This window comes from Kitasatospora sp. NPDC093102 (genome assembly GCF_040683915.1).
In the GTDB taxonomy this organism is placed as follows: Bacteria; Actinomycetota; Actinomycetes; order Streptomycetales; family Streptomycetaceae; genus Kitasatospora.
This window is the reverse complement of record NZ_JBFBFA010000014.1, coordinates 108,708-134,284: the sequence shown is the minus strand read 5'-3', so window position 1 is coordinate 134,284 and position 25,577 is coordinate 108,708. Positions and strand designations below refer to the sequence as shown.

Genomic DNA, 25,577 nt, shown 5'->3' with positions numbered 1-25,577 from the left:
TCCGACGCGTGTCGCAGGACGCGTCACCGCGGTCACCGGGTCAGCCGAAGGCCTTGACCTCGGCGACGTGGCCACGGAACTTGCCGTCGGAATCCTTCGGCAGACTGGTCAGCCAGATCAAGAGGTAACGCGTGGTGACCGGGTTGTCGAGGGTGAAGTCGGCCGTGCCGCCGCTCTTCTTGCCGACCACGGTGAAGTCGTTGAGCGGGGCGCCCTTCGGATTGGCCGCGGCCGAGGCGTTGGGCACCCGGAGCTCCGCCGTGTGGTTCCCGGCGAACTGGACGTTCACCGAGCTGACGGCCTGCGGCGAGCCGAGGTCGAGCAGCAGACCGGTGCCCGCCTTGTAGAGGCTGGGGGAGAACTGGTCCTCGTACCACTGGGTGGTCCACTGGGTGTCGGGCTTGCCGTCGATGGCGTTGGCCAAGGTCTCCTTGCCCTCGGCCCCGTCGCCCAGCGGGTTGTACGACTGCGCGTCCTTGATCGCGATCGGTACCGGGTTGTGGGTGCTGGCCTGCGGGCTCGGTGCGGTGCTGGTGGCCGAGGGGAGCGGGGGCGTGACGGCCGGCGGGGTGTGGCGCAGGCCGTCGACGAACTGCCAGGAGGCGACGCCGATCGCGCCCAGCGCGATCGTCCAGGCGGTGGCCTTGACCACCCGGCGCAGCCGCCGCTTGGTGCGCCGGGAGGAGGCCGGGCGGGACGAGGCCGGCAGCGGGGCGACGGTGGTGTCGGCCACCCGGGTCGGGTTGGGCGCGGTGGGCAGCGCGTGGGTGTTGTGCCGGGGCGGGGTCGGGAAGTCGGGCAGCTCCGGCTCGGGCTGGCGGATCCGGGGCAGCTGGGCGATCGCCCGGACCAGTTCCTCCGGGGTGGTGATCGGCTTGGCGTGGTGCGGCGGCTGGTCGAACAGGGCCCGCGCGGCGAGCTCGGACAGGCCCTTGTGGACGCCGGCGCGGACCTGGTCCGGCGCGGCGTTCTGGAGGCCCTTGGGCAGGCCCTGGAGGTCGTAGCGGTCCTCCGGGTACGGCCAGCGGTGGGTGAGCGCGGCGAACAGCAGTGCGCCGATCGCGCGGGTGTCGGCCCGCTGGGCGTCCTCGGCGTCCTCGGCGGGCAGCCCGCGCAGGGCGGCGTCCACTGCGATGCCGTTGATCCGGTACTGGCCGCTGTCGGTGCGCAGGACGCAGCGCGGGGTGAGCCGCAGGTGGGCCTGGCCGCGCTGGTGGGCGGCCGCGACGGCGTCGGCGACCTGGCGGACCATCTGGTACGCCTCGTGCGGCTCCATCGGGCCGTTCACGAGCAGCTTGGCCAGGTCGGAGGAGTGCGGCAGCCACTCCCGCACGATGTAGACCAGCTCGCCCTCGTGGACGGCGTCCAGCACCTGGACGAAGCGCGGGTCGCCGAGCAGGGCGGCGGACTTGGCCGCGGCCAGCACCTTGCGGGCCCGCTGGTGGCCGGAGGCCATCAGGTGGACGCCGACCGCCCGGCGCAGCTTCTCGTCGACGGCGCGCCAGCTGCTGAAGGTCTCGGTCTGGGAGATGCACTCCTCCAGCCGGTACCGGTGGCCGATCATGTCGCCGCTGCGGCGCTGCGGGGCGGGAAGGGTGCGCGGGAGGGTGGCGGTGTCGCGCGGGTCGACCGTGGGCTGCGGGTCGGTGGGGCGGCGCGCGGGGCGGGCGGGTTCGGGGGTGGCCTTCTTCCGGGGGGAGCCGGCGGCCAGTTCGGCGCGGATCTCCTGGACCGAGAGCGGGGCGGTGATCTCCGAGGTCTCCTCGCTGACGGCGGACTCCCGGTCCGGGCCTGTGGCCGGCTCGTCGTCCCCGTCCCCGTCCCTGTCCTCGTCCGTGTCCTCCTCCGCGTCGGTGCGCCCGGGGGCGGCGGCAGCGGTGGCGCCCCCGCGGGCGTCCGCGGGGGCGCTCCCGGTGGCGTCCTCCGAGCCCGCGAGCTCGTCGATCGCCGCGGCCAGCGCGGCCTCGTCCGTCGCCGCGTCAGCTGCTGACGTGTCGACGACGGCCTTGGTGCCATCAGCCACCGTGGTCCTGCCTCCCCTTGTGTCGCCCCGGCCTGAGAGAGTCGCTGGAGCCCGAGGGTCGGCAGCCCTGTGCTCCAGGACAATTGTGCCCACTCTTCTCCACCGGGTACGACCGCTGAGACGCCCGCTCGGTTGCACGCGGGTGGAGAGATGTGGTGCAGATCCGACACCGGGTCGCCATTCGGCGTTCGGGCGGACCCGAACCAACCGGTGACCCGGCATTCGGCCGGACGAGCGGAGGAGCGTCCCGCTCCGGTTGACGCCCGGTCGGGGCGCCCGCTCGTCCGGCCGGTGGTCGGACGGTCAGCGGCCCAGTCGGCCGCGGACCATGCCCAGCATGGCGTTCAGCTCCTCGATCCGCAGGCGCTTCGCGATGAGCACGAAGACCGCCAGCTGGAGGCCGCCGGCCACGACCAGGGACGCCACGCTGCCCGGCCAGCCGCCGAGCACCCGCTGGATCCCCAGGCTGGCGCCGACGCCGACCACGGTGGCCGGGACGCAGGCGGCGGCCAGCCGGCTGTACGTCCTGCCGATCCGCTTGGTGTCCAGTCCGCCGATCCGCTTCTTCAGCTTCGGCATCGCGACCGCCACTCCGACGGCGTAGGCCAGGCCGTAGCCGAAGGCGATTCCGGTCACCGTCCACTCGGCGGGCAGCAGCAGCCAGCACAGCAGCGCGAAGCCGGCCTGGCAGGCCGCGACCCAGACGGTGTTGGAGAACGGCGTGCGGGTGTCCTCGTAGGCGTAGAAGCCGCGCAGCATCACGTACTGGGCGGAGTACGGGATCAGGCCCAGCGCGAACGCGGAGAGCATCAGACCGACGTTGGTGGCGTCGCTCAGGACGGTGTCGTTGCCGCCGACCGCGTAGATCGCCCGGCCGATGACCGGGCCGAGCGACAGGAACAGGAAGGCCGCCGGGACGACCGCCACCGCGGTGGTGCGCAGCCCGTAGGAGATGTCGTCGCGCACGGCGCCGGCGTCCTCGTCGGCCGCCGCACGGGAGAGCCGGGGGAGCACCGCGCTCATGATCGAGACGGTGATCACGGCCTGCGGGAGCTGCCAGATCAGCAGTGCGTTGGAGAACGCGGCCAGGCCGACGCCGCCGTGTCCGGCCGCCGACGCGGCGTCGCCCGCCTTGGTGGACAGCTGGGTGATCACCAGGTAGCCGGCCTGGTTGGCGAGCACGAAGAAGAACGTCCACTTGGCCAGCCGGGCGGCCTTGCCCAGGCCGTGGCCGCGCCAGTCGAAGCGGGGCCGGTAGCGGAACTCCGCGGCCCGCAGGTACGGGATCATCGCCAGCGACTGGACGACCAGACCGACCAGGGTGCCGAGACCGAGCAGCCGCACGCCCTCGGGGGAGACGCCCTCCGGGGTGACGTGGGTGGTGCCGAACCCGCCGTAGACCCAGATGTAGGCGGAGAAGGTGAAGATCACCACGATGTTGTTCAGGACCGGGGTCCACATCATCGCGCCGAAGCGGCCACGGGCGTTCAGGATCTGGCCCATGACCACGTGGATGCCCATGAAGAAGATGGTCGGCAGGCAGTAGCGGGCCATCGCCACCGTGGTGTCGGCGCGCTCCGGGTTGGCCATCATCGGGTGCGCGATCAGCTGCACCAGCACGGGTGCCCCGAGCACCGCCAGGAAGACCACGCCGCCGAGCCCGACCATCACCAGGGTGAGCAGTCGGCTGGCGTACGCGGTGCCGCCGTCCTCGTCGTTCTTCATGCTGCGCACCAGCTGCGGCACGAAGACCGCGTTCAGCGCGCCGCCGCCGATCAGGATGTACAGCAGGGTCGGCAGGGTGTTCGCCGCGTTGTACGAGTCGCCCATCACGCCGACGCCGATGGCCGCGGTGATCACCATGGTCCGGACGAAGCCGGTGCCCCGGGAGACCAGCGTGCCGGCCGCCATGATCGCGCTGGAGTTCAGCAGGCTGGAGACCTTGCCGCCGCCGGCCGCCTTGGCGGGCTCGGCGGCGGGTGCGGGCGCCTGTTCCTCGGCGATGACGTCCGCCGACGGCTCGACCGCCGGGGGCACCGCGACGGCGGCCACCTGCATGGTGGCCTCCTGCTCGGAGAGCGGCGGGTCGAACTCGATCGGCGGCACGAAGTGGTGCTGCCCGCCCGGAGCGCCGCCGTGCTGCGGCTGCACCGGGTAGCCGCCCATCGGCGGATACGGCGCGTGGCCGGCCGCAGGGGCGGCCGGCTGGGGGGCCGGGGCGGGCTGCGGGACCGGCGGCTGGGCCGCGGCCTGAGCCGGGTGGCCGCCGAACAGCGCCTCCACCCCGACGTACTCGGTGGTCTCGGTGTCCCAGGCGGAGTGCGCCGGGCCCGGCTCCCACTGCGGCCGGGGCTGCTCGGCGCCGCCCCAGTGGCCGCCGGCCTGCGCCGGGGCCGGATCCTGCTGCCAGGCGGGCTGCACCGGGGTGTCCCAGCCGGGCTGCACCGGCGGCACCGGGGCCGAGAACTGCTCCGGGGCCTGGTAGGGGGTCGGCGGCACCGGCGTCGGGTAGCCGCCGACCTGCGGCGGCAGCTGCGGCGGCACGTCGTACGCGGCGGCCGGCGGCTGGGGCGCGGCAGGCCGACCGGCCTGCAGGCCGTACGGGTCCTGACCGTTCTGCGGGTGCCCGTAGGCGTCCGCCGCGTACGGGTCCTGGGCGTAGGTGTCGGCCACGTACCAGTCGCCGGACGGCGACTCGGCGCCCGGCCGGCTCTCACCGCGGCCCGGCGGCCTCTCCTCGCTGCGCCCGGTCATGTCACCTCTTCGCTGTCGTGGGGGAGGCCGGCCCGGCGGTGCAGGGGGTCGGCGGTATCAAGGACCAACCTTCTCATCACTGGCGGCCCGATCCCGGCCATCCGGGCTGCTGCCACGCGGTGTCTGCGCAGGACCGTCACCAGGGGTGTCGTCCGTCCCGCCGGTCCCGTCCGCTGTCGGGGCCCCGGCGGAATCCGCGGTGGACTCCTTCGCCGCGCCCTCCGCCGCGCCCTCCGCCGGCGGCTGCGGAGCGGGCCCGGCAGCCGTGGCGCCGCCCGCCGCCGGGGCGTCCCCGACCGGCTGGTCGCCGTCCTCGTGCGGCTGCCCGCCGCGCCGCTTGCGCTGGCGCACGAAGCGCAGCGCGGCCAGCAGCAGCAGGACGCCGGCGCCCGCGAAGACGTACAGCACACCGTTGGTCACCGAGGTGACGTCCACCGTGAACTTCTGGGCCTCGCCGTACGGCCGCGAGTCGGGGCCGGTGGTCCACAGCTGGGCGGTCATCGCGACCGGCCCGTTGTTGTGCGCCTCGGCGTTGAAGCGCAGGGTCACGCTCTGCGAGGGCGGGAGGACCAGCTCCTCCTCCTTGCTCACCCGCAGCCGGTTCGGCTGGGCCGAGGTGAGCACCAGCTTGAGGTTGGTGACCGTCTGGGTCAGGTCGTTGCGGACGCTGACCTGGAGCAGACCGGTGTCACCGGCCAGGGTGACCACGTTCTTCTTCGGCACCTGGACGGCTTTGGTCAGCTCCTTCAGGTACTCCGTGACGCCGGTGCGGTAGGCGCTCCCGGCCGGTGGCTGGCTGCGCCACTCGGTGGACAGCGAGCGGACCATCGCGGCGCTGAACGGGCCGCGCACCCGCTGCGGCAGGGTGAGCACCCGCATCAGGGTGTCGAGGTCGTGCTGGATGTCGTCGGTGCGGCTCAGGTCGGCCGCGGGCAGCTCCGAGGCCCGGGCCTGGGTCGGGTAGTCGGTGGGCGCCGGGACGGCGGTGTTGGCCTTCGGGTCGGGCGCGGACTGGGCCACCGCGTCCAGCTTGACCGAGGAGATCCACTTGCCGTCCGCCGTCTGGAGGGCGGTCGCCAGTGCCTTGGCGCCGGCGGCGCTCAGCTCGCGCGGCGGCATGACCAGCAGCCCGCGCTGGTTCTGCGGCTGCTCGTGGGTGATCGCGAAGGTCTCGGCGAGGAAGCGCTGGGTGGCCTCGGTCTGCGCCTGCGGGCTGCTCAGGTCCTTGTCGAAGAGCGCGGACACGGTCTCGTCGGCCACCACGGCGTTCTGCCCGTTGCCGATCGGGCGGACGGCGGTCGGGGTGTAGTTGAGCGAGTCCGGCTCCGGCATGCTGCCGCCGTTGACCAGCAGCAGCCCGCTGCCCGACTGCTGGGCGAGGGCCGCGATCTGCTGGTCGAGGTAGCCCTGGAACGGCCAGGCGACGTCCGAGCGGGTGTCCACGGAGAGCCGGCCCTCGACGGTCAGCCGGCCGGCCGTGGTCGCCTTGCTCAGCGCGGTGGTCACTCCGGTCAGGTCGGAGCCGTTGTGCGCGATCGAGGCGAGGTCCGGGTCGGCGTACGGCAGCGAGACCACCTGGCTGCCCGGCTTGGCGACGGCGGCCCGCAGCTTGTCCAGCCAGGCGACGGCGGCGGCCGAGGGGGGGAGCTGGACGGTGTTGTCGTCCTTGGCCGACTTGCCCGACTCCTCGGTGCCCGGCTTCTGCACCCGGTAGGTCTTGGTCATCGCGAGCGCGGCGTCCAGCAGATCCGGGTCGATCACCCAGGTCAGCCCGTTCAGCTTGGCGCCGGTGTCGACCAGCTCGTACAGCCGGCCGCCCGGGGCGAACTCGGTGGCCAGGCTGTCGTCGCGCAGCACCGAGACGGTCTGGTCGTTGTCGGCGACGGTCTGGGCGGCCATCACCGGCGGGTGCACCAGCGGCCAGATCGTGGTGACCTTCGTCGGCTGCGCCTCGGCGCCGCCCGGGTTGTACGGCAGGAAGGTCCGGGCGATGCCCAGGGCACGGTCGCGCGGGTTGTCGGCGGTCGCGCCCCAGGCGTCCACCGCCAGCTCGTACGCGCCGCTCGTGGAGAATCCGAGGTCGCTCACCGCGACGCTCAGGGTGTACGCCTGGCTCTGCCCCGGGTTCAGCTCCGGCAGGGCGTACTGCGGGCTGTCCAGCTCCACGCCGTCCTTGCCGTCCGGCGTGGAGCGGTCGGCCACGTTGGCCAGATCACTGCGCCGGTCCAGCGGCTTGCCGGTGTTCGGCTTGCGGACGGCCGCGTGGGCCCCCTTGACCGCCGACCTGCCCTCGTTGGTGACGTGCCCGGTGATCGTCACGATGCCGTTCGGGGTGGCCACCTGGGGGCTCAGCACGTCGATGGTCACCACCACCGGGTACTCGGCCGTGACGGAGGAGTCGGCGGCCGGGCGGACGTTGCCGCCGGTGGGCAGCGCACCGGCCGGGACGGCCGTGAACAGGGTCAGGACGGCCGCACAGGCGGCGGCGGCCCGCAGGCCCGCACGGCGCACCCGGCGGGCCGGATGACGTCCCTCGGCGGGGCGCTCGGCCCGTCCAGGCTGTCGGTGCGCCCCCAGGCCCGAGTGCCGTGCCGGCTCACTCACTCGCTTCGCCCTCGCCGTTCTCGATCGTTCGCTGCTGATGCTGTCCGTCCGGCGCGGTCCGCCCGACGGTCTTCGCTTGACTCTTTTGGAACTCTTCGCCCGACGCCGTCGCCGCACCGCTGCCGCGGGGATTCCGCGGGTGGTGGCGGCACGCGGCACCGCATCCCCTGTCCGGTGCCCGAGACTCGTCCACCGGCATGGTAACGATGCGGCCCGCGGTGCAGTGTTGCGGGCTGTGGGGTGAGACGCCCAGAACGCGCGGGCGGTTGACCTGTCGGGGCACGTACCCTTGTGAGCCGTGTCCACTGCCAATGAGCCCACCGCGCGCACCGACCGTTCCAGCACCGCCGTCCAGGTCGTACCAGGCCTGAGCGAGGCCCAGACCCTCGGCCTCCAAGAGCTGCTGCGGGTGTCGCCGGTCGCCGACGAGATCGCCCGCCGGTTCCAGGCGGCCGGTCACCGGCTGGCGCTGGTCGGCGGGTCCGTCCGGGACGCGCTGCTCGGCCGGCTCGGCAACGACCTGGACTTCACCACCGACGCCCGTCCGCAGCAGGTGCTCAAGCTGGTCAAGGGCTGGGCGGACGCGGTCTGGGACGTCGGCATCGCCTTCGGCACGGTCGGCGCCCGCAAGGACACCCCCGAGGGCTCCTTCCTGATCGAGATCACCACCTACCGCTCCGAGGCGTACGACCGCACCTCGCGCAAGCCCGAGGTCAGCTACGGCGACACCATCGAGGAGGACCTGGTCCGCCGGGACTTCACGGTCAACGCGATGGCCGTCGACCTGCCCGGCCGCGGCTTCGTCGACCCGCACCACGGCCTGGAGGACCTGGAGGCCCGGGTGCTGCGCACCCCCGCCACCCCCGAGGAGTCCTTCTCCGACGACCCGCTGCGGATGATGCGGGCCGCCCGCTTCGCCGCCCAGCTGGACTTCGACCCGGTGCCCGAGGTGGTCGCCGCGATGACCGCGATGGCCGAGCGGATCACCATCGTCTCCGCCGAGCGGGTCCAGGCCGAGCTGAACAAGCTGCTGCTGGCCAAGCACCCGGTGAAGGGCCTGCGGCTGCTGGTCGACACCGGCCTGGCCGGGTACGTGCTGCCCGAGCTGCCCGCACTGCGGCTGGAGCGGGACGAGCACCACCGGCACAAGGACGTCTACGAGCACTCGCTGACCGTTCTGGAGCAGGCCATCGACCTGGAGCAGGACGGTCCGGACCTCAGCCTGCGGCTGGCCTCGCTGCTGCACGACATCGGCAAGCCGCGCACCCGCCGCTTCGAGTCGGACGGCCGGGTCTCCTTCCACCACCACGAGGTGGTCGGCGCCAAGATGACCCGCAAGCGGATGCGCGAGCTCAAGTACTCCAAGGAGCTCACCGAGGACGTCTCGCGCCTGGTCGAGCTGCACCTGCGCTTCCACGGTTACGGCGGCGGCGAGTGGACCGACTCCGCGGTGCGCCGCTACGTCTCCGACGCCGGGCCGCTGCTGGAGCGCCTGCACAAGCTGACCCGCTCCGACTGCACCACCCGCAACAAGAAGAAGGCGGCCGCGCTCTCCCGCACCTACGACGGTCTGGAGGTCCGGATCGGCGAGCTGAAGGCGCAGGAGGAACTGGACGCCATCCGCCCGGCGCTGGACGGCAACCAGATCATGGAGCTGCTCGGCCTCAAGCCCGGCCCGCAGGTCGGCAAGGCGTACAAGCACATGCTCGAACTCCGGCTGGAGCACGGCCCGATGGAGCACGACGAGGCGGTCGCGGCGCTGCGGGCCTGGTGGGCCGGGCAGCCGCAGGGCTGAGGAACGCGAAGAGGGGGTGGCCCGGACTCGGGCCACCCCCTCTTCGCGTTCCTCAACCGACCGCCTTCAGGCACAGGACGTAGTCGAGGGACGGAAGGAGGGGGTGCTTGACCCAGTACGTGCTGGTCGTCTTCGGCTGCTTGCTGCAGGACTCCTTGTCGGACGTGCCGGTGTACTTGTAGATCACCTTGTACTGGGCCTTGGTGTCCGTGCAGGGCAGCACGGTCATCTTCGGCTCGGTGTCGGTTCCGTCGTTGTGCAGGCAGTCTCCGGCCTTGGCGGCGTCGGCCGGGTCGGCGGCCGGCGGGGTGTAGGACGGCAGGGTGTACGTCGGGGTGGGCAGCGGCGGCGGGGTGTAGGGCGGCAGGGTGAAGGTGGGGCTGGGCAGCGGCGGCGGGATGGTGTACCGGCTCGGGCTCGGCAGGGGGTCGACGACCGTGTGCGGGTCGTCGGGCTTCTGGCCGATCACCCCGGTGAGGAGCAGGGTCAGGGTGACCGCCAGCGAGACGGGCACCAGCAGCATCGCGGTGTGCGGCCGGCGGGTCAGCGGGACGCCCGGGTTCAGCTGCGGGCCGTGGCTGCCCGGGACGGGCGGCGGCAGCTGCTTGAACTTGTTGTGCGGGCCGAGGTTCAGCAGCAGCGTGATCGGGGTCAGCAGCCAGGACAGCAGGCTCCACCAGCCCTGGACCAGCGTCCGGGCCGACATGTCGCGCACCGTCGCGGTGCCGCAGGTGCGGCAGAACGGGCCGGTCATCCGCAGCATCCGGTAGGCGATGATCAGGCCCTGGTGGCCGCGGACGGTGGCGTTCACCGCCGGGTAGCCGCCGCAGAACCGGCAGGTGGTCCCGTCCATCGGGGGCGGCGGCGGGTACCCGTAGCCGTAACCGCCCGGCGGGGGCTGGACGCCGTACGGCTGGTCGGGCGGCGGCGGTGCGCTCGGGTAGCCGTACCCGGGCGGGGCCGGCGGTGGGGGCGGGGCGCCGTAGGAGCCGCCGGAGGCGTACGGGTTGCCGTCGCCCGGTGGCGGGCCGTACGGCATCTGGGGCGGAGGCGGAGGCGGAGCGGACAAGGAGGTCCCCCGGAAAGGAGAAGAAGCGGAAGGGTTCAGGACTTCTTCACCGGCGGGACGCCGGTGATGGCGGGTGTCAGCGAGCCGAGGCAGAGCACGTACCGCTTCTTGTTCCAGCGGCGGCCGCTCTGGCCCGAGACCGTGCTCGTGGTCTGCGGCGTCTGGTTGCAGCGGGTCACGTCCGTGGTGCCCTCGAACTTCGACAGCACGCGGTAATTCGCTTTGGAATCAGTGCACTTGACGATCTCGACGTCGCGGGAGCCGCTCGCCCGCACGCAGTCGCCGGGCTTGGCGCTGCTGACGCTCGGCCCGGCCACGAAGTAGCCCACCGCCAGCGCCACGCAGCCGCCGACCACCCCGACGATCCGCAGCTTGGACCGGATGCCGCGCCTGGCGGCCGGCGCGGTCGGCGTCGTCGGGGCGGGCTGCGGCTGTCCGTACGGCCCGGGACTCGGCTGTCCGTACGGCCCGGGACCCGGCTGTCCGTACGGCCCGGGACCCGGCTGTCCGTACGGCCCGGGACCCGGCTGTCCGTACGGCCCGGGGGGCGGTTGCTGCCCGTACGGTTGCTGCCCGTACGGCTGTTGGCCGTAGGACTGCTGCCCGTAGGCCGGCGGCGGTCCGTAGCCGGGCGGGGCCGGTGGCGCGGGCTGCCCGTAGGCCGGCGGCGGTCCGTAGCCGGGCGGGGCCGGCGGAGGAGCGGGTGCCCCGTACGGCGGGGGGACGGGTGCCCCGTACGGCGGGGGGACGGGCGGGCCGACCGGAGCCGGCGAGGGCGGTCGGTACGGATTGGGCGGTGTGCTCATCAGATCGTCCCCCGAGAAAGAGTTCTGTCGTTACGACAGGCTCGAGTACCTTAGCGAGTCGATCGGACGCCATCGGCCCCGAACCCCCGAGGGGCCCAGGAGTCCTGGTCACCGGGGGAGCGGGTTCCGGCGGGCGGCGCGCAGGTAGAGGACCGCCGTCAGGGCGTACACCCCGGCGAGCCCGAGCACCACCGGGACCGAGCGGCCGGACAGCGGCAGCACCAGCGCGGTGACCAGGGCGGCGGCCACGAAGGCGACGTTGAACAGTACGTCGTAGATGGCGAAGACCCGGCCGCGGTAATCGTCCTCGACCGACTCCTGCACCACCGTGTCGGCGCAGATCTTGGTGCCCTGGGTGACCACTCCGAGCAGCAGGGCGGCGAGCAGGCAGGGCACCAGCGTGAAGCTCAGCCCCAGGGCGGGGACGAAGACCACCGGGGCGACCAGGCAGGCCGTCATCCACCCGGCCAGGCCCAGCCTGCGGGTGCACCAGGGGCTGACCAGCGCGGCGACGAAGAACCCGGCGGCGGACAGACCGACCGCCTGGCCGAGGGTGACCAGCCCGGCCGCGCTGTCGGTCGGGTCGTTGAAGGTGTACCGGGCGAGCATCACCACGACCACGATCAGCACGCCGTAGCAGAACCGGGCCGCGGTGACGGCGGCCAGCGCGTGCACGGCGGGCCGGCAGTCCCGGACCAGGTGGCGCACCGCGGCACCGAGTTCGACGGCGGCCCGGACCAGCGCCTGGCCGATCCCGGGCCGGTCCTCGTGCTGCTCCGGGCCGAGCAGGTCGCGGTCCATCCGCCGTGCGGCCAGCGCGGCGGACAGGTAGAGCAGTGCGGCCACCGCGACCAGGGCGGCGTCGGCCTTCGGCCCGGGGACCATCAGCTGGTGCAGCAGGAAGCCGATGAGCCCGCCCGAGGCGGCGGCGACCGTTCCGAGGGTGGGGGAGAGGGCGTTGGCGGTGACCAGCTGTTCCTGCTCCACCACCCGGGGCAGGGCCGCGGACAGGCCGGCCAGGATGAACCGGTTGAGCGCGGTGACCAGCAGGGCCGAGGCGAAGAACAGCCAGGTCGGCGCCTCCGCCAGCAGCAGCGTGCCGGTGCCCAGGCCCAGCCCGAAGCGGGCCAGGTTGCCGAAGTAGAGCACCTGGCGGCGGCGCCAGCGGTCCAGCAGCACACCGGCGAACGGGCCGATCACCGAGAACGGCAGCAGCATCACGGCCAGCACCGAGGCGATGTCGGCGGGGGAGGACTGCTTCTCGGGGGAGAAGACCACGTACGCGGCGAGCGAGACCTGGAAGACGCCGTCCGAGAGCTGGGAGAGCACCCGGGCGGTCAGCAGCCGCCGGAAGTCACGGCCCTTCAACAGGACGACGAGCGTGGCGCTGTGCGCGGACTGGTGGGTGCTGCCGTTCTCGGTGATCGCCACCCGCCCAGAGTGCCATGGAACCGGCCGCCGTTTCACGTGAAACATCGGCCGCGAAAACGTGAAGGGCCCACGATCCGAAGACCGTGGGCCCTTCCGACGAGCTACGGGCGGTCAGCCGCTCAGCGCTCGACCTCGCCGCGGATGAACTTCTCGACGTTCTCCTTGGCCTCGTCGTCGAAGTACTGGACCGGCGGGGACTTCATGAAGTACGAGGAGGCCGACAGGATCGGGCCGCCGATGCCGCGGTCCTTGGCGATCTTCGCGGCGCGCACGGCGTCGATGATGACACCGGCGGAGTTCGGGGAGTCCCAGACCTCGAGCTTGTACTCCAGGTTCAGCGGGACGTCACCGAACGCGCGACCCTCCAGGCGGACGTAGGCCCACTTGCGGTCGTCCAGCCAGGCCACGTAGTCCGAGGGGCCGATGTGGACGTTCTTGGCGCCCAGCTCGCGGTCGCGGATCTGCGAGGTGACGGCCTGGGTCTTGGAGATCTTCTTGGACTCCAGGCGCTCGCGCTCGAGCATGTTCTTGAAGTCCATGTTGCCGCCGACGTTCAGCTGCATGGTGCGCTCGAGGATGACGCCGCGGTCCTCGAAGAGCTTGGCCATCACGCGGTGCGTGATGGTCGCGCCGACCTGGGACTTGATGTCGTCACCGACGATCGGCACGCCGGCCTCGGTGAACTTGTCGGCCCACTCCTTGGTGCCCGCGATGAACACCGGCAGGGCGTTCACGAAGGCGACCTTGGCGTCGATGGCGCACTGGGCGTAGAACTTGGCCGCGTCCTCGGAACCGACGGGCAGGTAGCAGACCAGGACGTCGACCTGCTGGTCCTTGAGGACCTGGACGACGTCGACCGGCGCCTCGTCCGACTCCTCGATGGTCTCCAGGTAGTACTTGCCCAGGCCGTCGAGGGTGTGGCCGCGCTGGACGGTCACGCCGGTCGGCGGCACGTCGCAGATCTTGATGGTGTTGTTCTCGCTGTTGCCGATGGCGTCGGCCAGGTCGAAGCCGACCTTCTTGGCGTCGACGTCGAAGGCGGCGACGAACTCCACGTCACGGACGTGGTAGTCACCGAACTGGACGTGCATCAGCCCGGGGACCTTGCCGGCCGGGTCGGCGTCCTTGTAGTACTCGACACCCTGCACCAGCGACGCGGCGCAGTTGCCCACGCCCACGATGGCTACGCGAACCGAACCCATTCCGGTTGCTCCCTGTGATCTCATGAGGACCGCCGGGGTCGGCGGAACTCGTCCTGCTTCTTCGATGACTGCATGTACGGGCGCGAGGCGCCCAATCCTGCCGCGCGGCGCAGGGCTGGCGCGGTGTCAGCGCTCCTGGGCGGAGCGCCCCGGGCGGTCGTACGGTGGCCCGGACGGGTCCGGGGACCCGCCCTCCTGGCCACGGCCGTCCGAAGTCTTGCGGGGGTCGGCGGCGGTGCCGCCGGTGTCGGGGCCGGTCCGGCCGGTGCGGTTGGACCGCTCGGTCTCGATCAGCTCGTTGAGCCAGCGGACCTCGCGCTCCACCGACTCCAGCCCGTGCCGCTGGAGCTCGACGGTGTAGTCGTCGAACCGCTCGCGGGCGCGGGCCAGCGAGTTGCGCATCCGCTCCAGCCGCTCCTCCAGCCGGCTGCGGCGTCCCTCCAGTACGCGCATCCGCACGGCGCGGTCGGTCTGGCCGAAGAACGCGAAGTGCACGCCGAAGTGCTCGTCCTCCCAGGCGTCCGGGCCGGAGTCGGCGAGCAGCTCCTCGAAGCGCTGCTTCCCCTCGGCGGAGAGCCGGTAGACGATCTTGGACCGCTTGCCGTTGAGCGCGGTGGCCGGGACGTACTCGACGTCCGGGTTGTCCTCGACCAGGAAGCCCTGGGCGACCAGGTTCTTCAGGCAGGGGTAGAGCGTCCCGTAGGAGAGCGCCCGGAACGTTCCGAGCAGGATGTTCAGCCGCTTGCGCAGCTCGTAGCCGTGCATCGGGGCGTCATGGAGCAGTCCGAGGACGGCGAACTCCAGCACTCCTGAGCGTCTGCCCACTGCCGTCGTCCTCCTCCCTCTCGGCGTCCGCCCGGCCGCTGCATCCGGCGGTATTCCGCTTCGATGTATCGGCTCGATATATCGAGAACAGTAAACCCGGCCCCCGGAACGGGCAAGGGGGGCACGCGTGAATGTGATCACAAGCCGACGCGCGGGTGGGGTTGGCAACGGGCGTGTAATGATCTGCCGCCGTTTTGCGGGCATTGGCAACTGATGTCCGATTAGTTGTATTTCCGCGCTGCGTACGCTGTCGCGTGTGCACGAGGACCACCTCCGTGATCAGGGCGGTTTGCGGGCATCGGACGTGAACCCTGCCTTCAGGCTGGAAACGCCTGGCGAGGAGTGGCTGGAAGATGAGCGAGCGACGGCGAAGGACGCCCGACCCGGGCGGTGACGGGCAGCAGCCCCCGGGTGGCGGCGGCCGTCGAGGAGGTGGGCCGGGGCCCGACGAGCTGCGCTCGGACGGCGTCGGCCGACGACGACCCCCGGGGGTCAGGGAGACCGCGCAGCAGCCCCGGATGACCCGTGCGGAGATGCGCAAGGCTGCCCAGAAGAAGGGCAAGGGGGGCGGCCGGCGCGATGCCGCCGCGGCCTCCGCAGCCGCGGCCGCCGGCCCCGGCAAGAAGCGCTTCATCGACTACCCGCGGTTCGGCAAGACCGGCGTCCGGCGCTGGCTGCCGTCCTGGAAGCAGTGGCTGAGCGGCTTCCTGCTGGTCTTCGGCTGCTTCGTGGGCCTGGTGTTCTACCTGTACCAGACCACCGAGGTCCCTGAGCTGAACAAGCTGGTGAACAACCAGAACACGATCTACTACTGGGCCGACAACACGGAGATGACCCGCAAGGGCCAGACCAACCGTCAGATCGTCGAGCTCAAGGACATCAGCCCCAACCTCCAGAACGCCGTCATCGCCGCGGAGAACAAGAGCTTCAAGACCGACAGCGGCATCGACCCCAAGGGCATGCTCCGCGCCGTCTGGAACATGGCGAAGGGAGGTGAGACCCAGGGCGCCTCGACCATCACCCAGCAGTACGTGAAGAACGCCTACCTGAGCCAGGAACAGACCCTCAGCCGCAAGGTGAGGGAGTTCTTCATCACGCTGAAGATCAACCAGGACAAGGAGAAGGACGAGATCCTCACCGGCTACCTGAACACCAGCTGGTTCGGCCGCGGTGCGAACGGTGCCCAGGCGGCCGCCGAGGCGTACTACGGGGTGAACGCCAAGGACCTCAACGTCTGCCAGAGCGCCATGCTGGCCGGTCTGCTCAAGGGCGCGACGTACTACGACCCCACCAACCCGGCCAACAAGGAACGGGCCCAGGGCCGGTGGAACTGGATCCTGGACCAGATGGTGGACACCAAGGCCATCACGCCGGAGGAGCGCGCCAAGTGCGCCACCTTCCCGGACCCGATCCCGCAGAAGCCCAGCTCCAACATGAACGGTGAGATCAGCTACCTGGTCGACACCGCCAACAAGTACGTGATGGCCACCGACAAGACGATCACCCCGCAGATGATCGACCGCGGCGGCCTGAAGATCTACACCACCTTCGAGAAGGACAAGGTCGACGCGCTGAAGAGCGCCGTCGACGCCGTCAAGGCGGAGAACCTCAACCCGCAGAAGCGGCCGGACAACGACACCAACATCCAGTTCGGCTCCGCCAGCATCCGCCCCGGCGACGGCGCGATCGTCGCCCTCTACGGCGGCGACGGCGTGGAGAACGGCCACTTCGACAACAACGCCGACGCCACCGGCGTCCAGGTCGGCTCGACCTTCAAGCCCTTCGTGCTGGCCACCGCGATGCAGACCGGCGTGCAGACCGCGAAGGACGACAAGGGCAAGCCGAAGCGGATCAACGCCGACAGCCGCTACCTCGCCGACGACATGTCCGAGATCCGCAAGCCGGACGGCTCGCTGGTGATCGGCGACGACGGCAAGCCGTACCGGCAGAAGAACGAGGACTCCGGCAAGCGCGGCTACGTCTCGCTGCGGATGGCCATGCAGTACTCGTACAACGTGCCCTTCGTCCAGCTCAACCAGGACGTCGGCGGCCAGAACGTGGCCGACATAGCGGTGCAGATGGGCGTCAAGAAGGACAGCCTCGCCGACCCGAAGACGGCGACCTTCCCGCTCGGCACCTCCACCATCAGCCCGATCCGGATGGCCACCGCCTACGGCACCCTGGCGGCCAGCGGCAAGGAGGCCGAGCCGTACTCGGTCACCAAGGTCGAGGTGAGCGGCGTGGAGCGCCCGGGCTTCGGCAAGAAGGACCTCAAGGTCGCGCTGGAGCCGGCCGTCGCCGACAACGTCACCGACGTGCTGGTGAACGTGGCGGCGAACGGTACCGGTAAGAAGACCAAGGACCTGGGCCGCCCGGTGGCCGGCAAGACCGGTACCACCGACCAGAACAAGTCGGCCTGGTGGGTGGGCTACACCCCGCAGCTGGTGACCAGCGTGGCGATGTGGCGCGAGGACCCGGCCAAGCACGAGCGGCAGTCACTCAACGGCACCGGCGGCAAGGAGTCCATCCACGGTGGTGACATCCCGACCGACGTCTTCACCCGGTACATGAAGGCCGCGCTGGCCAACGAGAAGAAGATGGACTTCCCGACCCCGCAGCCGGTCGGTACCGAGGTGGACTCCTCCGGCGCGCCGTCCACGGCCACCGCGACGACGGCCCCGAGCACGACCGACAGCCCGTCGGCCCAGGCGCCCCAGTCGCAGGCGCCGCAGCCGCCGGCGCAGCCGCAGCCCACCCAGACCTGCGTACCCGGTGTCGACTGCCCCGGTGACCAGCCGAGCCCGTCGAACAGCAGGAACCCGCACCCGGGCAACACCTGTCTGCCGCTGATCAACTGTCCGACGCAGCCGACGGCGCCGACGGACACCACGTCGCCGGGCAACGGTGGCGGCGGGGGCGGCAAGCCGGGCGGCGGTGGCGCCGGTGGCGTCGGTGGCGGCGGTGGCAAGCCGACGACGGGCAACGCCGGCGGCCAGCAGGGCATGCCTCCCGGGCAGTAGCCCGGCGGAACCCGGAACGGCGGTGGCGGTCCTCCTCGGAGGGCCGCCACCGCCGTTTCCGTCGCCGCCCCCGTTCGCGCCCGGACCGCCGCCGTCCGCGTCACGGCCGTTTCGTCGTGTTCGGCGGGCCGCCCGCCGCGCAGGGGCGCAGACCGTTGCGGGGTCCTCCTCGTCCTGGCGGGACCGGTGCGGCAGGATGTCCGGCATGACGTCGAGCGATCGTGACGAAACCGCCGGCCCGGTCGGGTCCGGCGCCGCCGCAGGGCCCCACCCGGCAGCCGTCGCCACGGCCGCGCCGCCGGCCAACACCGTGGTCGTCCCGGCCGACGAGGACCCGGTGGCGGCGGCCGGCAGCGAGGTGTTCGGCGGGCCCCCGGGCCGCCGGGCGCTGCTCGGCGTCTCCTGGTGGATCCCGGCCCGCTTCCTGGCGCTCGCGGTGATCGTGGTGTCGGTGCTCGGCATGGTGCAGAAGCTGCCCTGCTACGAGCAGGCCTGGTTCCAGCCGGGCTCGCCGCAGTACATCCACGCCTGCTACAGCGACATCCCGCACCTGTTCTCCGGGCGCGGCTTCGCGGCCGGGCTGCACCCGTACGTGGATCGCATCCCGGGCTCCTCGGGGGACCTCCAGTACCTGGAGTACCCGGTGCTCACCGGCCTGTTCATGCAGGTCGCGGCCTGGCTGACGCCCGGCGGCGGGGACCAGCAGAGCCAGGAGCAGTGGTTCTGGGCGATCAACGCCGGGATGCTGATGGCCTGCGCGGTGGTCGCCGTCGTGGCGCTCTCGCGCACCCACCGGCGCCGTCCGTGGGACGCGCTGCTGTTCGCGCTCGCCCCCGTCCTGCTGCTCAACGGCACCGTCAACTGGGACCTGCTCGCGGTCGCCCTGGCCGCCGTGGCGATGGCCTGGTGGGCGGGCGCCCGGCCGGGCTGGGCCGGCGTCTTCATCGGCCTGGCCACCGCGGCCAAGCTCTATCCGCTGCTGCTGCTCGGCCCGCTGCTGGTGCTCTGCTGGCGGGCCGGCCGGTGGCGCGAGTTCCGGCTGCTGCTGGGCGGTGCGGTCGGCTCGTGGCTGGTGGTCAACCTGCCGATCATGCTGGCCAACTGGCGGGGCTGGTCGACGTTCTACGTGTTCAGCAAGCACCGCGGCGAGGACTACGGCTCGTTCTGGCTGGTCCTGATGCAGCGCCGCGGCGCCGGGCTGGCCGACCTCGACGTCTACATCGGCGTGCTGATGGTGCTGGGCTGCCTGGCCATAGCGTGGCTCGGCTTCTCGGCCCCGCGCCGGCCGCGCCTCGCCCAGCTGGCCTTCCTGGTGGTCGCGCTGTTCGTGCTGGTCAACAAGGTGTACTCGCCGCAGTACGCGCTCTGGCTGCTGCCGCTCGCGGTGCTGGCCCGGCCGCGCTGGCGGGACTTCCTGGTCTGGCAGGCCTGCGAGGTGCTCTACACCTTGGGCATCTGGTCCCACCTGGGCCTGGTCACCGGCTCCAAGCAGCACGGGATCGGCGAGGGCTGGTACCACTTCGCGATCGGGCTGCACCTGCTGGGCACGCTCTACCTGGTCGCCCTGGTGGTCCGCGACGTCCTCCACCCGGACCGCGACCCGGTCCGCTGGGACGGCAGCGACGACCCCTCCGGCGGGGTCCTGGACCACGCCCCGGACGTGTTCGTGCTGGGCACCGCCCGCCGGCTGCGCGAGGAGGAGACCTACGCCGGATACGCGCCGGCCGGCCCCGAGCAGTGGCTCACCGAGCCCGGACTGCCGGAGCCGGCCGAGAAGCCCTAGGGCCCGTCTTCAAACCCCGCCCTCCGGGCGGACGACGGGGGTTTGAAGACGGACCCTAGCGGCTCAGCGGTCCACCACGCGGTCGAAGTGCGTGGTGGTGTGCCGGACCTGGAGACCGAGTTCCTCGCCGATCGCCGGGGGCTTGGTCTCCCCGTCCAGGAACAGCAGCGAGACCTGCATGTGCGGCGGCTCGGCGAACCACAGCTGCTTGCCGGCCCAGTGGAACGGCGACTTGGTCTTGTTGACCGTCGCCAGGCCGGCCCGGGCGATGCCCTTGGCCCGCGCCCCCATGCTCTGGAGGTACTTGGGCGCCTCCAGGCCGATGCCGTGCGCGGTGCCGCCGGCGACCACCAGGATGTGGCCGTCGGTGGGCGCCGGGTGCTGGCGGTAGCCGTAGCGGTCGCCCTTCTGCACCGGGGTGACGTCCAGGACGGTGGCCCGGACCTCCAGCGCGGCGTGGTCGCCCAGCCAGAGCCGGGTGCCGATCCGGGCCCGGAAGACCGTCTGCGGGTAGCGCTGGGCCAGCTGGTCCATGCCGGCCGCGCCGAGGTGGCTGACGAACACGGTGTGCACTGGGATGCCGGCCGCCACTGCGGTGTCCACCCAGTACGCGACCTCCTCGACCGGGCTGGAGCCGTCCGGCCGGTCCATCGGCAGGTGCAGCGCCAGGCCCTCGAAGGCGACGCCCTCCAGGTCGGCGGCGACCGTGCGCAGGTCGGCCGCGCTCACGCCGTGCCGGCGCATGGTGGTCATGCACTCCAGCACCACCCGGGCGCCGTGCAGCGTACGCAGCGCGTCCACACTGGCCACCGTCCGGATCACCCGGGCGTGCGGCAGCGGGAGCACCTCCTCGCCGACCCGGTACGGGGTGAGCACCAGCAGCTCGCCGCCGTACCACTCGGCGGCGTCGGCCGCCTCGTACGCGGTACCGACGGCGAGCACCCCGGTGCCCAGCAGCGTCGCCTCCTCGGCCAGCCGGTGGTTGCCCAGGCCGTAGCCGTTCCCCTTGGCGACCGGCACCAGGCCGGGGAACTCGGCGAGGACGGAGCGCTGGTGGGTGCGCCAGCGTTCGGTGTCGAGGTAGAGCGACAGCGTCATCGGGTCAGCCTCCTCAGCGGCGGGACATGTAGAGGTCGAGGGCCTTGTGCAGCAGCTTGTTGAGCGGGAAGTCCCACTCGCCGAGGTACTCGGCCGCCTGGCCGCCGGTGCCGACCTTGAACTGGATCAGACCGAACAGGTGGTCGTCCTCGTCCAGGGTGTCACTGATGCCGCGCAGGTCGTACACGCCGCCGCCGAGGGCGTAGGAGTCGCGCATCATCCGCCACTGGATGGCGTTGGACGGCTTGACCTCGCGCTTGTGGTTGGCCGAGGCGCCGTAGGAGTACCAGACGTGCTCGCCGACCACCAGCATCGTGGTGGCGGCCAGCGGCTCGCCCTCGTGGTAGGCGATGTAGAGCCGCATGCGGTTCGGGTCCTCGGACACGAGGGCCTTCCACATCCGCTGGAAGTAGGCCAGCGGGCGCGGGGTGAACTTGTCGCGCTCGGCGGTGACCAGGTAGAGCTGGTGGAAGATCGGCAGGTCGTCGTAGCCGCCCTGGACCACCTCGACGCCGCTCTTCTCGGCCTTCTTGATGTTGCGGCGCCAGAGCTGGTTGAAGCCCTTCTGGATGTCGTCCAGCGAGCGGTTGGCCAGCGGAACCTGGAAGACGTAGCGGGGCTGGACGTCACCGAAGCCGGCGCCGCCGTCCTCGCCCTGGAGCCAGCCGGCCTTGCGCAGCCGGTCGGCCACCTCGAAGGCGCGGGCCTCGTACCAGTCGGCCTCGACGTCGCGCAGCCGCTTGGCCTGCTTGGCGGCGATGGCCTCCTTGATGGTGGGGGCGTTCCAGCGGCGGATGACCACCGGCGGGCCCATCTTCACCGAGAACGCGCCCTGCGACTTGAGGTGCGCCAGCATCGGGGAGAGCCAGCGGTCGAGGTCGCGGTCGAACCAGTCGATGACCGGGCCCTCGGGCAGGTAGGCGAGGTAGCGCTTGAGCTTCGGGAGCTGGCGGTAGAGGACCAGGCCGGCGCCGACGAGCTGGTCGGCCTCGTCGAACCAGCCGATCGACTCGGACCGCCACTCGGCCTTCACGTCACCCCACGACGGCACCTGCATGTGGCTGGCCGAGGCGCGGCTCCTGATGAAGGCGAGGTGCTCCTCGCGGGTGATCGTCCTCAGGCGCAGGCTCATTGCTCGGTGCTCCTCGTCGGTCGGGCTGCGGTGGCCCCAGGTTCTCGGGCTGACCTTATCGTCCGGGGCTCGGGCGCCCGTCGCGGCGGGCACGACGGCGCCCCCGTCGGGTACCTGTCTCCTCTGCAGATACGCGACGGGGGCGACGAGGGTTCCGGGCGGGCCCTGTGGGCTCGGTCCCAGCGGGTCGGGCGCGGGGCGGTTCAGCCCCAGAGACCGCCGCGGGCGATGCCGAGGTAGAAGCCGAGCGCGGAGGCGCCGAGCGTGATCATCAGGACGAAGCGCTCGGCGGTGGTGACCGAGACGAACATGCCCCACAGACCCGTGATGATGCCGAACAGGCCGGTCCACGAGGTCAGCAGGTGCAGGTTGTGGAAGAACGAGGTGGTGAAGGCGATCACGCCGAGGAGAGCGGTGATGCCCACCAGGGTGTTCTCGCGCGGGTGCGGGTGGCCGTCGGTGTTCAGCGTGAGCGCGGGCATGCGATGGACGGATTGGGCCATGGGTCCCACCTCCTGGCGTGGAGACGAACGGGCAGGAATCCCGTTCCGTCCAGATTGCGGGGGTTGGGTCGCTCTCACAACCCCTATGCGTTTTGTTCGGCCGTCCGGGTGCAGGTAGGCTGTGCCGTCTGCACTGGTGTAGTTGTGCCCCCTTGCGCCCTCTTCCGGGCGACACCCTCTTTCGGGTGGAGCGGGGGCCGACTGTCCGACCCTCCCGTTACGGTGGGCCGGAGTCGTCACTGCTCCGGTGCCGACGCTACGCACAACCCTCCTGCCACGGAGAGACCGTGGCCGCTGAGTCCAAAGGAGGTGGGTTACTCATGCGTCACTACGAGCTGATGGTCATCCTCGACCCCTCGGTCGAGGAGCGCGCTGTCTCCCCCCTGATCGAGAGCTTCCTCGCTGTCGTCCGCAACGCCGGCGGCAAGGTGGAGAAGGTCGACACCTGGGGTCGCCGCCGTCTGGCTTACGAGATCAACAAGCAGTCCGAGGGCATCTACTCGGTCATCGACCTCAAGGCCACGCCTGAGGTCGTCAAGGAGCTCGACCGCCAGCTGGGCCTGAGCGAGTCGGTTCTGCGGACCAAGGTCCTGCGCCCGGACACCCACTGAGCCACCTCTGAGGCCTTCGGGTCTCGGGTAGCTCGCGTCCGCTGTTTCACGTGAAACAGCGGTGAACGGACATCTTCCCGAGAGGTCATCACCACCATGGCAGGCGAGACCGTCATCACCCTCGTCGGCAATCTCGTCGACGACCCCGAGCTGCGCTTCACCCCGTCGGGTGCGGCGGTCGCGAAGTTCCGCATCGCGTCCACCCCCCGCACCTTCGACCGTCAGACGAACGAGTGGAAGGACGGCGAGAGCCTCTTCCTCACGTGCAACGTCTGGCGGCAGCCGGCGGAGAACGTGGCCGAGTCGCTGCAGCGCGGCATGCGCGTCATCGTGCAGGGCCGACTGCGCCAGCGGTCTTACGAGACCAAGGAAGGCGAGAAGCGGACGGTCTTCGAGGTCGAGGTCGACGAGGTCGGCCCGAGCCTGCGCTCGGCGACCGCCAAGGTCACCCGGGCCAACCGGTCCGGCGGCCCCGGTGGCGGCTTCGGCGGCCAGCAGGGTGGCGGCCAGGGCGGTGGCGGCTGGGGCGGCGGCGGTGGCGGCCAGCAGGGCGGCAGCGGCTGGGGTGGAAACTCCGGCGGCGGCCAGTCCGGCCCCTCCGACGACCCCTGGGCCTCCAGCGCCCCGTCCGGTGGCAACCAGGGCGGCGGCTGGGGTGCCCCGTCCGGTGGTGGCGGCTACTCGGAAGAGCCCCCGTTCTAAGAGCTGACAGATTTCGTGCGGCCCGGCCGCCGGCGTCCTCGGACGCTTGCCGGGCCGTGAACCCCAAATGGAGCACACAATGGCGAAGCCGCCTGCTCGCAAGCCGAAGAAGAAGGTTTGCGTCTTCTGCAAGGACAAGGTCAACTACGTTGACTACAAGGACACGAACCTGCTGCGGAAGTACATCTCCGACCGCGGCAAGATCCGTGCCCGTCGGGTGACCGGCAACTGCACCCAGCACCAGCGTGACGTCGCCACGGCCGTGAAGAACAGCCGTGAGATGGCGCTGCTGCCCTACACCAGCACCGCGCGCTAAGAGAGGGTGACCGAGTAATGAAGATCATCCTCACGCACGAGGTGCCGGGTCTCGGCTCCGCCGGCGAGGTCGTCGAGGTCAAGGACGGCTACGCCCGCAACTACCTGGTTCCGCGTGGCTACGCCATCCGCTGGACCAAGGGTGGTCAGAAGGACGTCGACGCCATCCGTCGCGCCCGCAAGATCCACGAGATCCAGACCCTCGAGGCCGCCAACGAGGTCAAGGGTCAGCTCGAGGGCGTCCAGGTCAAGCTGGCCGTCCGCTCGGGCGAGGCCGGCCGCCTGTTCGGCTCGGTGACCCAGTCCGACGTCGTCGAGGCCATCAAGGCCGCCGGCGGCCCGGCGGTGGACAAGCGCGCCGTCGCGATCGCCTCGCCGATCAAGACCGTGGGCTCCCACAAGGTCTCGGTCAAGCTGCACTCGGACGTCGTGGCCAACCTCGACGTCGCCGTCGTGGCTGCCTGAGCTCCGTAGCGAAGGCCCGAGGGCCGGACTCCTCCGGGAGTCCGGCCCTCGGTCTTTTCCGGTCCGGTCCGGCCCTAGCCGCGCACCGCTCCGGTGACCAGCCACCTGCCGCCGCGGGCGCGCCAGGCCAGGAAGCCGGCCCGCAGCAGCATGAACAGGTTCATCGCCCACCAGAGCCCGGCCAGTCCGGTGCCGGTGGCCGGCACCGCCAGGGCCACCGGGACGAACACCGCCAGGGTCGCGAGCCCGGCCCAGGCCAGGTAGGGGCCGTCCCCGGCGCCCATCAGCACGCCGTCCAGCACGAAGACCAGGCCGGCCACCGGCTGGGTGAGCGCGAGCAGCAGCAGGGCGGTGTCCAGCTGGGCCCGGACGGCCGGATCGGGCGTGAACAGCGGGACGTACAGCGGGCGGGAGACCACCACCAGCAGGCCGAGCACCAGCCCGGAGACGATGCCCCACTCGACCATCCGCCGGGTGGCGGCCCGGGCGCCGGAGGCGTCCGAGGCGCCCAGGTAGCGGCCGATGATGGCCTGGCCGGCGATCGCGATGGCGTCCAGCGCGAAGGCCAGGAAGTTGAACAGCGTCATGGTGATCTGGTGGGCGGCCACCTGGTCGTCGCCGAGCCGGGCGGCCACCGCGGTGGCGGTCATCAGCACCGCGCGCAGGCTGATCGTCCGGATCAGCAGCGGGCCGCCGGCCCTGGCACTGGCCCGGATGCCCGCCGCGTCCGGACGCAGCGAGGCCCGCTCCCGGCGGGCGCCGCGGACCACCACGACCAGGTAGGCGGTGGCCATCCCGGTCTGCGCGAGCACGGTGCCCCAGGCCGAGCCGGCCACCCCGAGCCCGGCGCCGTACACCAGACCGGCGTTCAGGCCGATGTTGGCGGCGAAGCCCGCGACGGCCACCACCAGCGGGGTGCGGGTGTCCTGGAGCCCGCGCAGCACCCCGGTGGCGGCCAGCACCATGAGCATCGCCGGGATGCCCAGGGAGCTGATCCGCAGATACGTCACTGCATGCGGTGCGGCGGTCGCCGAGGCACCGAGCGCGTCGGCCGCCCAGGGGGCCAGCAGCAGGGTGAGGAGGACCACCGGGACGGCCAGGCCCAGGGCGAGCCAGATGCCGTCGATGCCCTGCTGCACGGCGCCCCGGCGGTCCCCGGCGCCGATCCGGCGGGCGACCGCCGCGGTGGTGGCGTAGGCCAGGAAGACGAACACACCGGTCGCGGTGGAGAGCGCCGCGGAGGCGACGCCCACCCCGGCCAGCTGGGGGGTGCCGAGGTGGCCGACGATCGCCGAGTCGGCCATCAGGAAGAGCGGTTCGGCGACGAGTGCGCCGAAGGCCGGGACGGCCAGGGCGAGGATCTCCCGGTCGTGCCGGCGTCGCGGGGCGGCCGGAGCGGGGGTCGGGGGCGAGGCGGTCATGGGCTCCAGGCTACTCAT

Annotated in this window: 19 protein-coding genes; 7 read left to right on the top strand and 12 right to left on the bottom strand. The window is 71.7% G+C overall.

All coding sequences use genetic code 11. The features are described 5' to 3' along the window. Positions 1-40 precede the first annotated feature (40 nt). From AB0O11_RS20395 to AB0O11_RS20385, 3 genes are all read right to left on the bottom strand, one after another. On the bottom strand, positions 41-2,023 hold the full coding sequence (locus tag AB0O11_RS20395; protein ID WP_363388651.1) for a discoidin domain-containing protein: 1,983 nt from the start codon (positions 2,021-2,023) through the stop codon (positions 41-43). Positions 2,024-2,326: 303 nt separating this feature from the next. Continuing rightward, entirely contained in the window at positions 2,327-4,777 is a 2,451-nt protein-coding gene (murJ, locus tag AB0O11_RS20390; protein WP_363388648.1) for a murein biosynthesis integral membrane protein MurJ, read from the bottom strand. A 57-nt stretch (positions 4,778-4,834) separates the two neighbouring features. After that, positions 4,835-7,381 (bottom strand): DUF6049 family protein, encoded by a 2,547-nt coding sequence (locus tag AB0O11_RS20385; protein ID WP_363388645.1) that lies wholly within the window; start codon positions 7,379-7,381, stop codon positions 4,835-4,837. Between the two features lie 367 nt (positions 7,382-7,748). On the opposite strand from AB0O11_RS20385, the gene AB0O11_RS20380 reads away from it, so the two are divergent. Further along, complete coding sequence (locus AB0O11_RS20380; protein ID WP_363388704.1) at positions 7,749-9,176, top strand: CCA tRNA nucleotidyltransferase; 1,428 nt, start codon at positions 7,749-7,751, stop codon at positions 9,174-9,176. A 52-nt stretch (positions 9,177-9,228) separates the two neighbouring features. On the opposite strand, the gene AB0O11_RS20375 is transcribed toward AB0O11_RS20380, so the two are convergent. From AB0O11_RS20375 to AB0O11_RS20355, 5 genes are all read right to left on the bottom strand, one after another. Continuing rightward, entirely contained in the window at positions 9,229-10,215 is a 987-nt protein-coding gene (locus AB0O11_RS20375) for a hypothetical protein (protein WP_363388642.1), read from the bottom strand. Positions 10,216-10,280: 65 nt separating this feature from the next. Then, positions 10,281-11,051 (bottom strand): hypothetical protein, encoded by a 771-nt coding sequence (locus AB0O11_RS20370; protein WP_363388639.1) that lies wholly within the window; start codon positions 11,049-11,051, stop codon positions 10,281-10,283. Positions 11,052-11,159: 108 nt separating this feature from the next. Next, positions 11,160-12,482 carry an MFS transporter gene (locus AB0O11_RS20365; protein WP_363388636.1) on the bottom strand — a complete coding sequence of 441 codons (1,323 nt, stop codon included), beginning with the start codon at positions 12,480-12,482 and terminating at the stop codon, positions 11,160-11,162. A 119-nt stretch (positions 12,483-12,601) separates the two neighbouring features. Then, entirely contained in the window at positions 12,602-13,684 is a 1,083-nt protein-coding gene (locus tag AB0O11_RS20360; protein WP_363388633.1) for an inositol-3-phosphate synthase, read from the bottom strand. Positions 13,685-13,810: 126 nt separating this feature from the next. Further along, entirely contained in the window at positions 13,811-14,509 is a 699-nt protein-coding gene (locus AB0O11_RS20355; RefSeq protein WP_363388630.1) for a helix-turn-helix transcriptional regulator, read from the bottom strand. A 353-nt stretch (positions 14,510-14,862) separates the two neighbouring features. Between AB0O11_RS20355 and AB0O11_RS20350 the strand changes: the two genes are divergently transcribed. Beyond that, entirely contained in the window at positions 14,863-17,529 is a 2,667-nt protein-coding gene (locus tag AB0O11_RS20350) for a transglycosylase domain-containing protein (protein ID WP_363388627.1), read from the top strand. A gap of 205 nt (positions 17,530-17,734) precedes the next feature. Beyond that, positions 17,735-19,312: a glycosyltransferase 87 family protein gene (locus tag AB0O11_RS20345; protein ID WP_363388625.1), complete on the top strand. Its 1,578-nt coding sequence runs from the start codon at positions 17,735-17,737 to the stop codon at positions 19,310-19,312. A gap of 63 nt (positions 19,313-19,375) precedes the next feature. Here the strand turns inward: AB0O11_RS20345 and AB0O11_RS20340 are convergent, their stop codons facing one another. The 3 genes from AB0O11_RS20340 to AB0O11_RS20330 all read right to left on the bottom strand — a co-directional run bounded on the left by AB0O11_RS20340 (position 19,376) and on the right by AB0O11_RS20330 (position 22,045). Continuing rightward, entirely contained in the window at positions 19,376-20,410 is a 1,035-nt protein-coding gene (locus tag AB0O11_RS20340) for an alanine racemase (RefSeq protein ID WP_363388622.1), read from the bottom strand. 13 nt (positions 20,411-20,423) lie between these two features. Further along, the gene (locus AB0O11_RS20335) at positions 20,424-21,542 is read right to left on the bottom strand and encodes a peptidoglycan bridge formation glycyltransferase FemA/FemB family protein (RefSeq protein WP_363388619.1); all 1,119 of its coding nucleotides are present in this window, start codon (positions 21,540-21,542) and stop codon (positions 20,424-20,426) included. A gap of 203 nt (positions 21,543-21,745) precedes the next feature. Then, positions 21,746-22,045 (bottom strand): hypothetical protein, encoded by a 300-nt coding sequence (locus AB0O11_RS20330; RefSeq protein ID WP_224277694.1) that lies wholly within the window; start codon positions 22,043-22,045, stop codon positions 21,746-21,748. 320 nt (positions 22,046-22,365) lie between these two features. On the opposite strand from AB0O11_RS20330, the gene rpsF reads away from it, so the two are divergent. From rpsF to rplI, 4 genes are all read left to right on the top strand, one after another. Beyond that, positions 22,366-22,656, top strand: a complete 291-nt coding sequence (rpsF, locus tag AB0O11_RS20325; RefSeq protein WP_188298654.1) for a 30S ribosomal protein S6 — start codon at positions 22,366-22,368, stop codon at positions 22,654-22,656. A gap of 96 nt (positions 22,657-22,752) precedes the next feature. Beyond that, complete coding sequence (locus AB0O11_RS20320; RefSeq protein WP_363388616.1) at positions 22,753-23,358, top strand: single-stranded DNA-binding protein; 606 nt, start codon at positions 22,753-22,755, stop codon at positions 23,356-23,358. 79 nt (positions 23,359-23,437) lie between these two features. Continuing rightward, a complete protein-coding gene (gene rpsR, locus AB0O11_RS20315; RefSeq protein WP_030059640.1) occupies positions 23,438-23,674 on the top strand; it encodes a 30S ribosomal protein S18 in 237 nt (78 codons plus the stop codon). Between the two features lie 17 nt (positions 23,675-23,691). After that, entirely contained in the window at positions 23,692-24,138 is a 447-nt protein-coding gene (gene rplI, locus AB0O11_RS20310; RefSeq protein WP_224277698.1) for a 50S ribosomal protein L9, read from the top strand. Positions 24,139-24,212: 74 nt separating this feature from the next. Here rplI and AB0O11_RS20305 read toward each other — a convergent pair whose 3' ends face one another. Further along, complete coding sequence (locus tag AB0O11_RS20305; RefSeq protein ID WP_363388612.1) at positions 24,213-25,559, bottom strand: MATE family efflux transporter; 1,347 nt, start codon at positions 25,557-25,559, stop codon at positions 24,213-24,215. Between the last annotated feature and the right edge of the window lie 18 nt (positions 25,560-25,577).

What these genes read in the sequence shown, in the direction of transcription:
- AB0O11_RS20360 (WP_363388633.1), bottom strand. Translation starts at nt 13,684, where the DNA reads ATGGGTTCGGTTCGCGTAGCCATCGTGGGCGTGGGCAACTGCGCCGCG.
- AB0O11_RS20335 (WP_363388619.1), bottom strand. Translation starts at nt 21,542, where the DNA reads ATGAGCCTGCGCCTGAGGACGATCACCCGCGAGGAGCACCTCGCCTTC.
- AB0O11_RS20340 (WP_363388622.1), bottom strand. Translation starts at nt 20,410, where the DNA reads ATGACGCTGTCGCTCTACCTCGACACCGAACGCTGGCGCACCCACCAG.
- rplI (WP_224277698.1), top strand. Translation starts at nt 23,692, where the DNA reads ATGAAGATCATCCTCACGCACGAGGTGCCGGGTCTCGGCTCCGCCGGC.
- AB0O11_RS20330 (WP_224277694.1), bottom strand. Translation starts at nt 22,045, where the DNA reads ATGGCCCAATCCGTCCATCGCATGCCCGCGCTCACGCTGAACACCGAC.
- AB0O11_RS20305 (WP_363388612.1), bottom strand. Translation starts at nt 25,559, where the DNA reads ATGACCGCCTCGCCCCCGACCCCCGCTCCGGCCGCCCCGCGACGCCGG.
- murJ (WP_363388648.1), bottom strand. Translation starts at nt 4,777, where the DNA reads ATGACCGGGCGCAGCGAGGAGAGGCCGCCGGGCCGCGGTGAGAGCCGG.
- AB0O11_RS20370 (WP_363388639.1), bottom strand. Translation starts at nt 11,051, where the DNA reads ATGAGCACACCGCCCAATCCGTACCGACCGCCCTCGCCGGCTCCGGTC.
- rpsF (WP_188298654.1), top strand. Translation starts at nt 22,366, where the DNA reads ATGCGTCACTACGAGCTGATGGTCATCCTCGACCCCTCGGTCGAGGAG.
- AB0O11_RS20320 (WP_363388616.1), top strand. Translation starts at nt 22,753, where the DNA reads ATGGCAGGCGAGACCGTCATCACCCTCGTCGGCAATCTCGTCGACGAC.
- AB0O11_RS20350 (WP_363388627.1), top strand. Translation starts at nt 14,863, where the DNA reads ATGAGCGAGCGACGGCGAAGGACGCCCGACCCGGGCGGTGACGGGCAG.
- AB0O11_RS20375 (WP_363388642.1), bottom strand. Translation starts at nt 10,215, where the DNA reads ATGCCGTACGGCCCGCCACCGGGCGACGGCAACCCGTACGCCTCCGGC.
- rpsR (WP_030059640.1), top strand. Translation starts at nt 23,438, where the DNA reads ATGGCGAAGCCGCCTGCTCGCAAGCCGAAGAAGAAGGTTTGCGTCTTC.
- AB0O11_RS20345 (WP_363388625.1), top strand. Translation starts at nt 17,735, where the DNA reads ATGACGTCGAGCGATCGTGACGAAACCGCCGGCCCGGTCGGGTCCGGC.